Annotated in this window: 16 protein-coding genes; 6 read left to right on the top strand and 10 right to left on the bottom strand. The window is 32.7% G+C overall.

From position 1 onward, the window contains the following. Positions 1-12 precede the first annotated feature (12 nt). Both QLS97_RS07290 and QLS97_RS07285 read left to right on the top strand, forming a co-directional pair. Entirely contained in the window at positions 13-1,194 is a 1,182-nt protein-coding gene (locus tag QLS97_RS07290) for an acetyl-CoA C-acyltransferase (protein ID WP_035671235.1), read from the top strand. A 145-nt stretch (positions 1,195-1,339) separates the two neighbouring features. Continuing rightward, positions 1,340-3,145 (top strand): acyl-CoA dehydrogenase family protein, encoded by a 1,806-nt coding sequence (locus QLS97_RS07285; protein ID WP_282715418.1) that lies wholly within the window; start codon positions 1,340-1,342, stop codon positions 3,143-3,145. 91 nt (positions 3,146-3,236) lie between these two features. On the opposite strand, the gene QLS97_RS07280 is transcribed toward QLS97_RS07285, so the two are convergent. The 3 genes from QLS97_RS07280 to QLS97_RS07270 all read right to left on the bottom strand — a co-directional run bounded on the left by QLS97_RS07280 (position 3,237) and on the right by QLS97_RS07270 (position 5,356). Beyond that, positions 3,237-3,758, bottom strand: a complete 522-nt coding sequence (locus tag QLS97_RS07280) for a DUF4251 domain-containing protein (RefSeq protein WP_282715416.1) — start codon at positions 3,756-3,758, stop codon at positions 3,237-3,239. A 103-nt stretch (positions 3,759-3,861) separates the two neighbouring features. Then, positions 3,862-4,293: an META domain-containing protein gene (locus tag QLS97_RS07275; RefSeq protein ID WP_282715414.1), complete on the bottom strand. Its 432-nt coding sequence runs from the start codon at positions 4,291-4,293 to the stop codon at positions 3,862-3,864. Positions 4,294-4,438: 145 nt separating this feature from the next. Next, on the bottom strand, positions 4,439-5,356 hold the full coding sequence (locus tag QLS97_RS07270) for a YihY/virulence factor BrkB family protein (protein WP_282715413.1): 918 nt from the start codon (positions 5,354-5,356) through the stop codon (positions 4,439-4,441). Positions 5,357-5,654: 298 nt separating this feature from the next. Here QLS97_RS07270 and QLS97_RS07265 point away from each other — a divergent pair, with 298 nt between their 5' ends. Further along, complete coding sequence (locus QLS97_RS07265) at positions 5,655-6,431, top strand: superoxide dismutase (protein WP_428831777.1); 777 nt, start codon at positions 5,655-5,657, stop codon at positions 6,429-6,431. Positions 6,432-6,706: 275 nt separating this feature from the next. Next, the gene (locus tag QLS97_RS07260; RefSeq protein WP_282715411.1) at positions 6,707-7,906 is read left to right on the top strand and encodes an LETM1-related biofilm-associated protein; all 1,200 of its coding nucleotides are present in this window, start codon (positions 6,707-6,709) and stop codon (positions 7,904-7,906) included. 43 nt (positions 7,907-7,949) lie between these two features. Here the strand turns inward: QLS97_RS07260 and can are convergent, their stop codons facing one another. From can to QLS97_RS07240, 4 genes are all read right to left on the bottom strand, one after another. Further along, positions 7,950-8,585 (bottom strand): carbonate dehydratase, encoded by a 636-nt coding sequence (gene can, locus QLS97_RS07255; RefSeq protein WP_282715409.1) that lies wholly within the window; start codon positions 8,583-8,585, stop codon positions 7,950-7,952. A 102-nt stretch (positions 8,586-8,687) separates the two neighbouring features. Continuing rightward, complete coding sequence (locus QLS97_RS07250) at positions 8,688-10,346, bottom strand: SulP family inorganic anion transporter (RefSeq protein WP_282715408.1); 1,659 nt, start codon at positions 10,344-10,346, stop codon at positions 8,688-8,690. Between the two features lie 87 nt (positions 10,347-10,433). Further along, the gene (locus QLS97_RS07245; protein ID WP_282715406.1) at positions 10,434-10,715 is read right to left on the bottom strand and encodes a hypothetical protein; all 282 of its coding nucleotides are present in this window, start codon (positions 10,713-10,715) and stop codon (positions 10,434-10,436) included. Positions 10,716-10,843: 128 nt separating this feature from the next. Then, positions 10,844-11,323, bottom strand: coding sequence for a Dps family protein (locus QLS97_RS07240; protein ID WP_282715404.1), 480 nt, complete (start codon positions 11,321-11,323; stop codon positions 10,844-10,846). A gap of 97 nt (positions 11,324-11,420) precedes the next feature. Here QLS97_RS07240 and QLS97_RS07235 point away from each other — a divergent pair, with 97 nt between their 5' ends. After that, a complete protein-coding gene (locus tag QLS97_RS07235; RefSeq protein ID WP_282715403.1) occupies positions 11,421-12,362 on the top strand; it encodes a LysR substrate-binding domain-containing protein in 942 nt (313 codons plus the stop codon). 29 nt (positions 12,363-12,391) lie between these two features. On the opposite strand, the gene QLS97_RS07230 is transcribed toward QLS97_RS07235, so the two are convergent. Together QLS97_RS07230 and mnmC2 are read right to left on the bottom strand one after the other, a co-directional pair. Then, complete coding sequence (locus tag QLS97_RS07230; protein WP_282715401.1) at positions 12,392-12,589, bottom strand: hypothetical protein; 198 nt, start codon at positions 12,587-12,589, stop codon at positions 12,392-12,394. A 168-nt stretch (positions 12,590-12,757) separates the two neighbouring features. Beyond that, entirely contained in the window at positions 12,758-13,420 is a 663-nt protein-coding gene (gene mnmC2, locus QLS97_RS07225) for a tRNA (5-methylaminomethyl-2-thiouridine)(34)-methyltransferase MnmC2 (RefSeq protein WP_282715399.1), read from the bottom strand. Positions 13,421-13,722: 302 nt separating this feature from the next. Here mnmC2 and QLS97_RS07220 point away from each other — a divergent pair, with 302 nt between their 5' ends. Next, complete coding sequence (locus tag QLS97_RS07220; RefSeq protein WP_282715397.1) at positions 13,723-14,790, top strand: branched-chain amino acid aminotransferase; 1,068 nt, start codon at positions 13,723-13,725, stop codon at positions 14,788-14,790. 98 nt (positions 14,791-14,888) lie between these two features. Here QLS97_RS07220 and QLS97_RS07215 read toward each other — a convergent pair whose 3' ends face one another. After that, positions 14,889-15,275, bottom strand: coding sequence for a pyrophosphohydrolase domain-containing protein (locus QLS97_RS07215; protein WP_282715395.1), 387 nt, complete (start codon positions 15,273-15,275; stop codon positions 14,889-14,891). Positions 15,276-15,421: the final 146 nt, after the last annotated feature.

The following is a 15,421-nucleotide window of genomic DNA, read 5'->3' as shown; positions in this document are numbered from 1 at the left end:
AAAATAATAGTCATGAAAACAGCCTATATAGTTAAAGCATACAGAACAGCCGTGGGTAAAGCCCCAAAAGGTGTGTTTAGATTTAAACGTCCTGATGAATTGGCAGCAGAAACGATTCAGTTTATGATGAATGAGTTGCCTGATTTCGACAAAAAACGCATTGATGACGTGATGGTAGGAAATGCCATGCCGGAAGCGGAACAAGGATTAAACGTGGGACGATTAATCTCTTTGATGGGATTGAAAATCGAAGATGTTCCGGGTGTAACCGTAAACCGTTATTGCGCGTCAGGATTAGAAACAATTGGTATGGCAACAGCCAAAATCCAATCTGGAATGGCGGATTGTATCATTGCAGGTGGAGCCGAAAGCATGAGTTTTATTCCAATGGGAGGTTACAAACCAACTCCGGATTATGCTGTTGCAAAAGCGGGTAACGAAGATTATTATTGGGGAATGGGACTAACTGCGGAAGCAGTCGCCCAACAATTCAATGTATCTCGTGCCGACCAAGATGAGTTTGCTTATAACTCCCATATGAAAGCCCTGAAAGCGCAAGCCGAAGGTAAATTTGACAAACAAATTGTTCCGATTACTGTAGAACAAACGTTTATCAATGAAAATGGTAAAAAAGAAACTAAATCGTATATCGTCAATAAAGATGAAGGTCCTAGAGCAGGAACTTCAGTAGAAGCTTTGGCAGGTTTAAGACCCGTTTTTGAAGCGAACGGAAGTGTAACTGCAGGAAACTCTTCTCAAATGAGTGATGGAGCAGCATTTGTTTTAATCATGAGCGAAGAAATGGTAAAAGAATTGAACCTTACTCCTATCGCCCGTTTGGTAAACTTCGCTTCGGCAGGAGTTGAACCAAGAATCATGGGAATTGGACCAGTAAAAGCAATTCCAAAAGCCTTGAAACAAGCTGGTTTAACATTGAATGATATTGATTTAATTGAGTTAAACGAAGCTTTTGCATCACAAGCACTAGCTGTAACGAGAGAACTAAACCTAAATCCAGATATCATTAATGTCAATGGTGGAGCGATTGCATTAGGTCACCCACTAGGTTGTACCGGAGCAAAATTGTCTGTTCAATTATTCGACGAAATGAAACGCAGAGGAAGCAAATACGGAATTGTGAGTATGTGTGTGGGAACTGGACAAGGTTCAGCAGGGATTTACGAACTTTTGTAGTCATAGATTCCCATCCGTTTGTCATTCCGACGAAGGAGGAATCTTCACCAGTATTGCAGAATTATCTATTGAGATTCCTCCTTCGTCGGAATGACAATATGGAGGATTTAGATTATAAAAAAAACATATTAAAAAAATAAAAAAAATGGCAGATACAATTGAAAAAAACGTAACCCGTGGCGGTCAGTTTTTGGTTAAAGAAACAAAGTGCGAAGATATCTTCACTCCAGAAGATTTTTCGGAAGAGCAATTAATGATGCGTGACTCTGTAAAAGAGTTTGTGGACAAAGAATTATGGGCACATAAAGATCGTTTTGAGAAAAAGGATTATGCATATACACAAGAAACCATGAAAAAAGCGGGGGACTTAGGACTTTTAGGAGTTGCTGTACCTGAAGCTTACGGCGGATTAGGAATGGGATTTGTTTCTACAATGTTGGTTTGTGATTATATTTCGGGAGCTACTGGGTCATTTTCTACAGCTTTTGGAGCACACACCGGAATTGGAACTATGCCAATTACATTATACGGAACCGAAGAACAAAAACAAAAATACGTTCCTAAATTAGCTTCTGGCGAATGGTTTGGAGCCTATTGTTTGACAGAACCAGGCGCAGGATCTGATGCTAATTCTGGGAAAACAAAAGCAGTTTTATCTGAAGACGGAACACATTACAAAATCACAGGACAAAAAATGTGGATTTCGAATGCTGGATTTTGCTCTGTATTCATCGTTTTTGCCCGTATTGGTGATGATAAAAATATCACTGGTTTTATCCTAGAAAACACCGCTGATAACGGAATTTCTATGGGTGAAGAAGAGCATAAATTAGGGATTCGTGCTTCTTCTACGCGTCAGGTTTTCTTCAGTGAAACGAAAGTTCCTGTTGAAAACATGCTTTCTGAAAGAGGAAACGGTTTCAAAATAGCGATGAATGCTTTGAACGTAGGTCGTATCAAATTAGCAGCAGCTTGTCTAGATGCGCAAAGAAGAGTAATTTCAGGTTCAGTTCAATATGCTAACGAAAGAATCCAGTTTAACACTGCAATTTCTCAGTTTGGTGCTATTCGTGCAAAATTAGCAGAAATGGCAACGAGCTGTTATGCTGGAGAAAGTGCTTCTTACCGCGCTGCAAAAGATATTGAAGATCGAATTACGGCTCGTGAAGCAGAAGGATCTTCACATCAAGAAGCAGAACTAAAAGGTGTTGAAGAATATGCTATTGAATGTTCTATACTAAAAGTAGCTGTTTCTGAAGATATTCAAAACTGTGCTGATGAAGGTATACAAATCTTTGGTGGAATGGGATTCTCTGAAGACACTCCGATGGAAAGTGCTTGGAGAGATGCCAGAATTGCCCGTATTTACGAAGGTACAAATGAAATCAACAGAATGCTTTCTGTAGGGATGTTGATTAAAAAAGCGATGAAAGGTCATGTTGATTTACTAGGACCTGCCTCAAAAGTACAAGAAGAATTAATGGGAATTCCATCTTTTGACACTCCTGATTATTCTGAATTATTTGCAGAAGAAAAAGAAATGATTGGTAAATTGAAAAAAGCATTCTTAATGGTTGCCGGCGGGGCTGTTCAAAAATATGGCCCAGATTTAGATTCACACCAACAATTATTGATGGCAGCTTCAGATATTTTAATCGAAATCTATATGGCAGAAAGTACTATTCTTAGAACGGAAAAATTAGCCAAAAAAGAAGGAGAAGCCAAAGTGCAAGAGCAAATTGCAATGGCAAAATTATACTTATACAAAGCTGTAGATATTGTAACTCAAAAAGGAAAAGAAAGTGTAATCTCTTTTGCTGAAGGCGATGAACAACGTATGATGTTGATGGGATTACGTCGTTTTACAAAATACACGAACATGCCAAATATAGTAGGATTAAGAGAAATAATCACTTCTAAATTAGTGGCTGAAAATGCATATTGTTTTTAATTAGAAGATAGTTTTTAGTAATTTATTTGTTTAAAAAACCCGCCTTGTTACTGAAAACAAGACGGGTTTTTTTATTAATTCTGTAACTAAATCACTTCAGCTCTTTCTTTTCAATTTTAAATATATCACCATTATAAGAAATGGTACTTCGATTATTGGAACTAATAGAAAGTGTAGCACTTCCCTCAAAGAAAACAGAAAGTAACAACGTATAGGTATCCTTTTCGCCCTTAACAACTGCTTTTATCTGATAGAATTTTTTACCTTTTTTAATAGTAAATTCTCTAGGAGTTCCTTCAAAATGTAATCCTACATCACTACCATAGCCAATTCCACCAAATGCTCTCCCAAAAAAAGGCATTTCACTCTTGATTATATTTGGATAAAATTGTACATAATTTGAATTTGTAGTCAAATCCATAGTTCTAAATCCTTGAGGCAAAGCTGTTCTTCCAATAAAAACAAACTCTTTAGAATCAATCAAAGCTGCCGTTTGTTTTTGCTTCTCTATTTTGCGTTCCTCTCTTAATTCTTTCTTACTTTTTTCCTGAGCAAAACTTACTGTTAGAAGTAATGATAGAAAAAGTATCAAAATTGATGTTTTCGTTTTCATAGTATACTTTTTTAATGTTTTGGTATGACTATTTGTTAATTCAAAAGCAATATAAATACATATTGAAAGATTCAGAAAAATAGATTACACTAAAAATCCAGATTTATTTTTTCTCAAAACGCATCATTGCGATGTCACCCATGATAAAATTTAAAGTCTTTCCATCTTCTGAAATGGAGTAAGAATCAATTTTTTCTAAAGTTGACAAGTACACACTTTCACCTTGACCGTCAAGACACATCATTCTGGTTACCGCCATCGGTTCTTTAAAACTGATTGTATTTCCATTAACAGTTAATTTTCCCGTGTAATTATTGCAACTGGTATTTCCAGAAAAACGGTTTTCTTTCAAGTCAAAGATAATAGTTGGTTTTTTATTTGGATACAATCCATTAAAAGCTATTCTTGGTCCTGTAACATAATTCAATTCCCAAGTTCCTTCAAGTGAAGCTTTTTTACCTGTGATTGTTTTAACCGAATTGCAAGAAATAAATGCTAAACATATAACCGTAAGCGACAGAATTATTTTTCTCATGTGATCCATTTTTGATTTTTATATTTTTTTCTATAGTTCAAAAACATTGCCAATGTGTCGTTTTTCAAAAAAAAAAAACACAAAAAAAGAGTCTTACAAAAACTATCTTTTAAAGCCATCAAACCTTAAAGCCAGAAATCAAAATTTAACTCTTTTTCACCTCTACAACTTCTACCTTAATTGCGACAGCATACCCATTTGGAATAATTTTATTTCCATGCGCATTAGCATATACTTTAGTGAATTCAGCTCCAAAATATAAGATTATTGCCGAATAATACACCCAAATTAAAATAATTATGATTGATCCCGCAGCACCGTAAACAGTCGCAACAGTTGAACTTCCTAAATAAAATCCAATGGCAAACTTACCAAACATAAAGAAAAAAGAAGTAAAACTGGAACCTATTAAAGCATCTTTCCAATCAATATTTCCATCAGGCAAAGTCTTGAAAATGATAGCAAATAACATGGTTGTAGTTGCAAACAGTATTATTATATTGAAAATATAAAATATATAAACCGTCGTATCAGGAAAATAAACAAGTAATCGCGTGTTTATAACATCCATCACTGTATTGACCATTAAACTCACCATCAGTAAAAAACCAACCGAAGCAATCATAGAAAATGACATCAGTCTATTTTTAATGAATTTCATGATTCCTTTATTGGGTTTTGCCTTTAAACCCCAGATAAAGTTGATGGAGCTTTGTATTTCAGCAAACACACCAGAAGCACCTATTAGCAACATAGTTCCTCCAAAAATAGCTGCAAATGTATTACTGTCAGAAAGTTCTATGTTCTTAATTGTCTCTTGAATTTGAATTGCAGCTTCATTCCCAACCATCCCATTAATTTGTCCAAAAAACCTTCCGGTAACTGCTTCTCTTCCAAAGAAAAAGCTAAAAATTGACAAAATAATAATTAACAATGGAGGCAATGAAAAAATCGTATAATAAGACAATGAGGCACTTAATTTTATGGCATTGTCATCATCAAATTCCTGATAGGTTCGCTTCAGTAAACTCCAACTCGTCACGGCTATTTCTTTATGTTTCATTTTTATATTTTTTATATTCATTCAAACGAAAAAATTAGATATTCTGATTTTCATTTATTTACAAAAAACAGAATCCCTTTTTAAGGCTATTCTATTTGCGAATCTTTTCAAAATTACAAAGATATTTTATACAAATTTGAAATGAAATTTATATAATTCCTATACACTTTAAAGTTCTTAGAATATATAGCAAACAAAAAACTAACCAAATTTTAAGTCTTTATTAACCCATCCCTATCTTTTAATGTTTAAATTTATGTCCTACTTTAATAACCTTTTTAGGATAAATTTTCAACCTATGGAAAATAATAATACACGAAGAAATTTTTTAAAACAAACAGCAATACTTTCAACAGGGACAATTATTGGCTCTAGCATATTTAATTCAGCATTTGCTTCTGAAAACCCTTTGAAATTAGAAAATCATATCCTGGAATTAGACACTATGGATTTTCAAGGAAACTATAGCCTTCCAAAATTACCATACGCTTATGATGCTTTAGAGCCTCATATTGATAAAATTACAATGGAAATTCATTACAGCAAACACCATCAAGCTTATGTGACTAATTTGAATAAAGCAATAGAAACTTTGGATAAAAACTTAGTAGAACATTCTAAATCATTGGAAAGCATCTTCGGAAAAATGTCTAAATTTCCGGAAGCAATTCGCAATAATGGTGGTGGACATTACAATCACAGCTTATTCTGGAGTTTACTGAAACCAAATGGCGGTGGCACTCCAAAAGGGAAATTAGGAGATGCTATAACGAGTACTTTTGGTTCATTTGATGAATTCAAAAAACAATTTGGTGACGCTTCGATGAAACGATTTGGTTCCGGTTGGGCTTGGTTAGTGGTTCAAGACGGCAAATTAGTTATCGGTTCAACGGCAAATCAAGACAATCCATTAATGAGCTTGCGTGGTAAAGGATTAAAAGGAAAGCCTGTTCTAGCTTTAGACGTTTGGGAACATGCTTATTATTTGAAAAATCAAAACCGCAGAGCCGATTATATTGCTTCTTTTTGGAATGTAGTCAATTGGGAAGCTGCTGAAGCTTTATTCAATTCTTAAATACCTACGAAAGCCCTGTTTTAATTGCAAATCAGGGCTTCTTATTATTCGATATATTTTGTATAAATCCCATTTTATTACTACCAATTCTCAATCATTGCTATTGAAATAGTGTCTGATTGCTGACGTTTTTTATCAAAAATTATAACAATTAAATTTATCTTGTTTAAAACTAAAAAAACAATACTAATTAATTGTAGTATCTGTGTTAAACTGAAAAACACCAGGTAAAACTATCGCAAAAAAGTATAGCTTTGTACCTTCAAATTAAAGCAATGATTAACCCTTCGGCATCAGGTTGGATAGATAAATTTTTTATTGAACAAAAAATTTCAGAGAAAACGGTTTCTAAAACTACTGATACATTTTATCAAAAAGTTAGAGAAACCGGATTTATTTATGGCCACATAATCACATTTGACACTGTAAATCCCATCGAAACCAAAGGCTGGTTTAAAGAAGAAATCTCTAAAGTTGCACTATTAAACACTTTATACAATGTTTTTTGTTTGACGAGTGACGAAATCAGTGCCGAAAATTTCATTAAACAAACGGTTACTTTTTACAATCAAATGAATCCTGAGGGTTTCAGTTTGTTTAAAAAAATACTGCCTAAAAATTCGCTTTCCTTAACACTGGAAAAAATAATTGATGAGCGTGTTCAAACGAACGATAGTATCATCAGTAAAAATTTCTCCCATTTGGTAACTAATGCGTTACTTTTTATAGATGTTTTGGCTTTTCGCCAATACTTGATACATGGTGAAATTCCAGAAAAATACTTAAAGAAAATTGAAGAGACAATTGTAAATATTGTAACATTAGCTTTAAAAATTAAATCTAAAAAATCACAATATGATGATTTATTGATAAAACTTTTTGAAGCCTCCATACGCTACAGCAAATTTTCGAGAATTTCTGTGCAAAGCCTTGAAACAATTCAATTGGATTATTTTACAAATGAATTAGAACAATATTATTTGATAGATATCGCCGGAATGGCTTTATGGAGTGATGGCAAAATAGAAAACAATGAAGCCTATTTTTTACATTCATTAGCTGAAATAGTATCGGTTTCAGATGATTTTGTAAATAAAAGCATAGACAGTACTGATGCATTTATAACGAAACATAAAAAAGAAATACCGTATTTCAATTATTCAAACCCTGTAAAACATTTTTACGATCAAACGACTCAAAGTGTTGTTACGCTAATAAGCCGTAATAAAAACAGATTGATAAAGGAAATTGTACAAAGCAAAGAGTTAATGGTGTTATTAGCCTACTCTACTCGAAGAGATTTGGACGAAAAAGAAAAGAAAAAAGTCAAAAAACAATTATTGGAAATTTGTAAAACCATTCCTTCGTTGACTATATTTTTACTTCCCGGCGGCAGTTTATTGTTACCTATTTTAATAAAATTTATCCCTACTCTATTGCCCTCAGCTTTTAATGAAAATCTGGATAACGAATAAAAAAAATCCGCTATTAAGCGGATTTTTTATTTGAATTCTTGCATTAAAATTTCAATTGGTACACTTCGTCCAAATCTTTTTCGGAACTGATGTTAACATCTAAATCCGTTACAAAACCGGAATTAAGTCCGTAAGCCCATCCATGTAAAGTTAAATCTTGACCGTTTCTCCAAGCAGACTGTACAATTGATGTTTTAGCTAAATCAAAAACCTGTTCTTTTACATTTAATTCTACAAAAGTATTAAAACGCTCCGTTTCATCTTCGATAGAATCTAAATAGCTACTGTGCAAACGATATACATCTTTTATGTGTCGAATCCAGTTATCAATAATACCAATAGAATCGTTACCCATTGCTGCCTTGACACCTCCGCAACCATAATGGCCACATACCAGTACGTGTTTTACTTTCAATACATTCACGGCATAATCCAATACGCTCAACATATTCATATCACTATGCACAACCATATTGGCAATGTTTCTGTGTACAAAAACTTCTCCGGGTTTTGCTCCTACAATTTCATTTGCAGGAACCCTACTATCTGAACAACCTATCCATAATAATGGCGGTGTTTGACCTTTGGCAAGATCTTGGAAATAATTTGGGTCACTCGCTAAAGAAGTTTCAACCCATTTTTTATTATTCTCTAATATTTTTTTATAAAAATCGCTCATAATCTTTGTGTAATTATTTTATTAATACAAACGTTTAGTAACTAGTCAATACAATGTAAAGGAACTCTTTTTTTTAAATTAAATCCCTAATTAATTTTAGTTTTATTCTTTGATGAATTCTTCATCTGTTATTTCCTTTTTAACCATAACCCTTCTCGCAGCATCATAATAGTGCTCAATAGTCACATGATTTTGAGAGCCTTCGGTGTTTTCTAACTGATACGCTTTTTTAAATCCTTTCAGCTTCACTTTTATATTATTATCTACTGCCCTGGTCGTTTTAAATTCATGGATTAAATCCAAAATATCATGCGCAATATAAACGGTATCTTTTGCGTCAATTATGACCTTAGAATTTTCCGGAATATGATTTAATGTTTGTTTGATTGCAGCTTTATTCAAGAAAGAAACTTCCTGAGCCAAATCAATATGAATTACATCGCCATCTGCATATTCTTCTTTTCTAAAGTAATAAGCTCTTTTAAGATTCCCTTTTAAAACAAAAATAATACTAATCATAATTCCAAGAGCGACTCCTTTCAATAAATCCAAAAATACTACCGCCAATAAGGTAGCAATAAAAGGTACAAATTGATACTTTCCTTTCTCCCAAAAATGTTTGAATGTAGCTGGTTTAGCCAGTTTATATCCAACTAAGATTAAGATAGCTGCTAAAGTAGCCAACGGAATTTTATTCAGAATCACTGGAATGGCAAGTACACTAATCAACAACAATAATCCGTGGATAATGGTAGACATTTTAGATTTGGCTCCTGAATTACTATTTGCAGAAGAACGTACAATCACAGATGTTAATGGCAAACCTCCTAAAAGAGAACTCACCATATTACCAATTCCTTGCGCTTTCAATTCCTTATTAGTGTCAGTATAGCGTTTTTGAACATCCATTCTATCAGCCGCTTCAATACTTAAAAGTGTTTCGATGGAAGCAACAATAGCAATTGTAAATGCTACTACCCAAACTTTAGGATTCGTAACCCCTGAAAGGTTAGGCGTTACAATAATTGATTTAAATTCTTCGAAAGATGATGGAACCGGCAAAGAAACCAAATGTTCTTTTCCAATAGCCAAAGCACTTCCGGTACCAATGAAAATTTCATTCAAAATAACACCAAGAGCAACAGCTATTAAGGCTCCGGGAACTAATTTTAATTTTTTCAAAAAAGGAACTTTATCCCAAGAGATCAAAATCGCCATAGAAACCAATGTAATAACAATGGAGCCTATTTGGATATAATCAAAAATACCAAACAGCGTTGAAAATGTATTACTGCCATCCATTTGTGAAAACGCTTGATCGCCTTCAAAATCATTGTCGTAACCAAAAGCGTGCGGTAATTGTTTCAGAATAATAATAATTCCAATCCCTGCTAACATTCCTTCAATAACATTTGTTGGAAAATAATTAGAAATACTTCCTGCTTTGACAAATCCTAATATCAATTGTACCAGACCTGCTATAAAAACTGCAGTTAAAAAAATATCAAAAGCACCTAAATCTGTTATTGCAGTAAGAACAATTGCAGTAAGACCAGCGGCAGGTCCAGACACACTTATGTTAGAGGTACTTAAATAACCTACAACTATTCCTCCTATAATCCCTGAAATAATCCCTGAAAATAAAGGAGCACCTGAAGCCATTGCAATACCTAAACACAATGGTAGCGCCACCAAGAAAACCACTAAACCAGACGCAAAATCAGATTTAAGGTTAGCAAAAAGATTGATTTTTTTTGTCATAATACCGAACTAAAAATTGAATACAAAAAATTTGTCCACATGCCATATGTGAAAATTGATTTTAAAAAATTAAAATCGAAAATTGTATTAAACTTCGTTGGGAGGAGGAATGAATATCGAGGAGGTGATATTATCGTGTTTTGATAAGTTCTCAGATAGAATAGCGCTAGAGGATAATCTTGATGAAGTGATAACTTCAGCAGGAGATTCTAAATAAAAAAAGGTTTTAATTTCTTTATGCGCATGTTCTTCTTCGGAAACACTATAGAAAATAGAAATATCTGCACTTTTCTCAATCACAGTAACAATAGTTGGTGTGATGAGAAAAGTGATAAATAGTATTAAAAATATTTTAGATATCATTTTCATTTGCGCAAAAATAGAATTAAGTTTATTAAATAAGCAATCGTTTTTCTAAATTTAAAAAAAAATTAACATTAAATAAAAGCAGGAAGACCTTAATTCATTTCATTACACTTTTTTTAATTCTTATGAAACTACAAACTTTCTTCTAACCAAGCTTGCATCATCCAGATAGTCTTTTCTTGTTCTGAAATAAAATCACTCATCATCGAATTTGTCCCTTCATCATTAATTTCACCAGCTTTGTTAAGAATCTCTCTTTCTATTTTTAACAAATGTGACAATGAAGTAACAATTAAATGTACTGCTTTTTCATCATTTGAAATATTTTTACCTACAACTAACTGATTATTATTTATGTAATCTTCAAAAGTATGAAGTGGTGTCCCACCAACAGTAAGAACCCTTTCGGCTATTAAATCAATTTTAATTTGGGCATCCGTATATAATTCTTCAAATTTTACGTGCAAATCAAAAAAACGTTTCCCTCTGATATTCCAATGAATTCCTCTTAAATTTTGATAATAAACTTGAAAATTAGATAACAAAACATTCAATTCACGTACTATCAATTCTGATTCTTTTACCGGTAATCCTAAAATATTTGTTTTCATAATTTTTATTTTCTACAAATTTAGATAAGAAAACACCATTTCACACTATAAGTTAAATTGATTGTTTTTATATTTGCATCAGATATTACTATAAAAGATGACAATTACTCAATTAAAATATGTTCTTGCTGTAGCCGAACACAAAAATTTCACTCTAGCTGCCGAAAAATGTTTTGTAACTCAACCTACATTGAGCATGCAAATTCAAAAAATAGAAGAAGAATTAAGTATCCAGATTTTCGACAGAACCAAAAAACCCATTCAGCTTACTGACATTGGTCAAAAAATAGTCAATCAGGCAAAAAATATCGTCAATGAAGCCGATAGGATTCAGGATATAGTAGAACAACAAAAAGGATTTATTGGCGGTGAATTCAGATTGGGAATAATTCCAACCATTATGCCTACTCTATTGCCAATGTTCTTGAATAATTTTATAAAAAAATACCCAAAAGTAAAACTCATAATCGAAGAGTTAAATACAGAAGAAATTATAATAAAACTAAACAATGGTCACCTCGATGCTGCCATTGCTGCCACTCCTTTGATGGAGGAAAAAATAAAAGAAATTGTCTTGTATTACGAACCTTTTGTAGCGTACATCCCAGAAAGTCACCATCATTTTCAAAAAGAAGAAATAGAAGTTTCAGACTTAAACTTAGATGAAATCTTACTATTACAAGACGGACACTGTTTTCGAGACGGAATTTTAAATTTATGCAAAAATGTAAGTAAAAATGAAACGAGTCGTTTTCAAATTGAAAGCGGAAGTTTTGAAACCCTTATAAAATTAGCTGATGAAGGTTTAGGGACAACATTGCTTCCTTATTTACACACCTTGGATTTAAAAGAAACTGACAAATTAAAATTACGCCATTTTAAGGAACCTAAACCTGCCAGAGAGGTCAGTCTAATCTTCCCTAAGAGCGAATTAAAAATACAGATAATTGATGCGCTTCGAAATACAATTGCAGGAGTTGTAAAAGGTGCAATCGTATTTCAAAATGTTCAAATTATAAGTTCACTTCCTAAAAAATAAAAAAAGGAACCGTTTTGCGGTTCCTTTTTTTATGAATTTACGATTAATAAACATTGTTTTAATTCTGGTTTTCCAATTGTAAAATTTAATAACCATTCTCGCAATTGATCCATTTCGTATGGTAATAAAGTTTTGATGGCTTTTTCTAATTCCTTGCAAAAAAGCAATGGATCAAAACTCACTCTTTCTAAAATTGATTTTGTATAATCATACATGATTTTTGACATAGTAAACGTTGATTTTAGTTAGATTTGGATTCTAAAGTCTTGTAAAAATACATTTTTTTTTATTAAAACATAACTATTTAACTTAGTTTTAATTTTTTAATTTTTAATTCATAGGTTTTGGCTAATGAAAAATAAATCCCTGAAAACAAACAACTTAAACAACAAACATCAACTTTTTCTAGCACGAAACATTTCTCTTTTTCCGGGTGGTCCGGCAAGTTTTTCGACAGTAAAGCCCACTTCAATCATACTCCTTTTCACAACTCCTCTGGCGGCATAAGTAACCAGTACACCATTCGCTTTAAGCGCCTTATACATCTTCTCAAAAATAGCGGTACTCCATAATTCAGGTTGCACTCTGTACCCAAAAGCATCAAAATAAATCAAATCAAATTGATTAATATCATCAATTTCTTCAAAAAATTGTTTCCTTTTGGTCAGTGAAAAATCCTCTCTCAAATCAATTTTTTCTCCCCAATTGCTTTCATGCATTTTATCAAAAGTTGCGCTTTCTTGACTTGCATTTAATTCTGTGACATAATTCATCAGCAAAACTTCGTCTACTGAAATTGGATAAGCTTCTACTCCTACATAATCAACCGATTGCTTCATTTTTTTTGACTCCAGCAAAGTAATAAATGCATTTAAACCTGTACCAAATCCTATTTCCAAAATAGAAAGATTTCTGTTTTGAAATAATGAAAGGCCGTTTTTAATAAATACATGCTGTGCTTCCTGGATAGCGCCATGTTTAGAATGATAACATTCGTCCCATTCTGCTAGGTGAATGGTAGTTGAACCATCAAGTGTTTGGATTATTTCTCTTTTCAAAATTGGATTTTGAGGTTATATTGAATTAAAAGCTACAATGTTTGTCCAAAATTAATCAAAATCTAATACGTTTGCCTCTGAAAAATCTATATTTATTGTATAATCAGTAGAAATAGGCATGATTTTTTTGTTTTTTTTAAAATGTAAACAAATCTTAGTTAAATGCTATAATTAATAGTTTTTTGACAAGTCTTTTGTTGATTTTTATTTAATTTTGCAAAGATTAAACTTCAACTTATAGAAATCTAGTTTTTTAAGCTCTAGTTTGTCATTAAAAAAAAATCAAAAAACAATACATTACTATGAGTACTACTCAAACTAACAAAATTGAAACAATAAAAGCTTCCTCTACAAAAATAAACGAGGTTGATTTTTCAAACTTAAGCTTTGGTTCTGTTTTTACAGATCATCTATTTGAATGTGATTATAAAAATGGGGAATGGCAAAAACCGGTCATTAAACCTTATGCACCATTTTTGTTAGACCCATCTACAAGAGTTTTTCATTATGGTCAAGCGATTTTTGAAGGTATGAAAGCCTACAAAGACGAGAATGATGACGTTTGGCTTTTTAGACCTGATGAAAACTACAAGCGTTTTAATACATCTGCAGTAAGAATGGCTATGCCGGAAGTTCCTGAAGAGATATTTATGAGCGGTTTGAATCAATTGTTGCAATTAGACGAAGCTTGGATTAAAAAAGGAAAAGGAAATGCCATGTACATCAGACCATTTATGATTGCAACTGGTACTGGAGTAATTGCTAACCCTTCGGATGACTATAAATTCATGATTATTTTATCGCCTGTGAGTTCTTATTATTCTGGTGATGTAAAAGTACTTATTGCAGAACATTTCAGTAGAGCTGCAAATGGAGGAATAGGAGCTGCAAAAGCTGCCGGGAATTATGCTGCTCAATTTTACCCAACTAATTTAGCAAATAAAGAAGGTTTTCAGCAGGTAATTTGGACTGATGATGCTACGCATACCAAACTGGAAGAAGCAGGTACTATGAATGTGTTTTTTAGAATAAATGACACATTATTAACTGCTCCTGTAAGCGAAAGAATTCTTGATGGTGTGACTAGAAAAACACTTATTGATTTAGCAAAAAGTATAGGTATAAATGTAGAAATTCGTTCCGTTTTAGTATCTGAGCTTGTTGAGGCTGCTAAAAATGGAACTTTAAAAGAAATTTTTGGTGCAGGAACGGCTGCTGTAGTAAGTCCAATTTCTGGATTTTCTTATCAGGATGTTTATTATGAATTGCCAAAAATTGAATTCACAATGGCTTTACAACTAAAAACTAAATTGGAAAATATCCAAAACAAATTAGAAGAAGATACTTTTGGATGGACTGTTAAAGTATAATCCTAAGATTTCATAATTTTAAAAAAGCGATTTTCACGGTGAAAATCGCTTTTTTTATATCACAATTTATGTATTAATAAAACTTTAAGCGCTATGCTCTATTCTTCTATTATTTTAGAAAAATCAGGTTTGAAATAATTAGGTCCTTTCATGACTTTCCCATCTTCACGGTAAATAGGTTTACCATCTTCCCCTAACTTACTCATATTACTGCGTTGGATTTCGTCAAAAACTGCTTCTATTTTATGCTGCAAACCGTGTTCGATAATGGTTCCGCATAGAATATACATCATATCACCCAATGCATCTGCAATTTCTACCAAATCATTATTTTGAACTGCTTCAAGATATTCTTCGTTTTCCTCTTTCATTAAGTTGTACCGAAGCGTGTGTTTACTTTCCCCTAAATTAGCTGTAGGAATTTCACTGTGACCTATTTTAAAAGCCGTATGAAATTCTTTAACTGAGTTTATCTGTTTTTGCATCTTTTTATTTTGTTAAATGAAAAGGCAAATTAGCAACTATTTCTAAACTATTACCTAAATTTGCCGGAAATAATTTAAACTATGTTTAGTCAAGGTCAATTAGTGTTTGCAGGCTTGTTTTTAGTTGCATTTATCATCGCAGCAAT

This window comes from Flavobacterium yafengii (assembly GCF_030010375.1).
Lineage (GTDB): Bacteria > Bacteroidota > Bacteroidia > Flavobacteriales > Flavobacteriaceae > Flavobacterium > Flavobacterium yafengii.
Note: the sequence above shows the minus strand (reverse complement) of the source record. Positions and strands in the feature narration are given on the sequence as shown.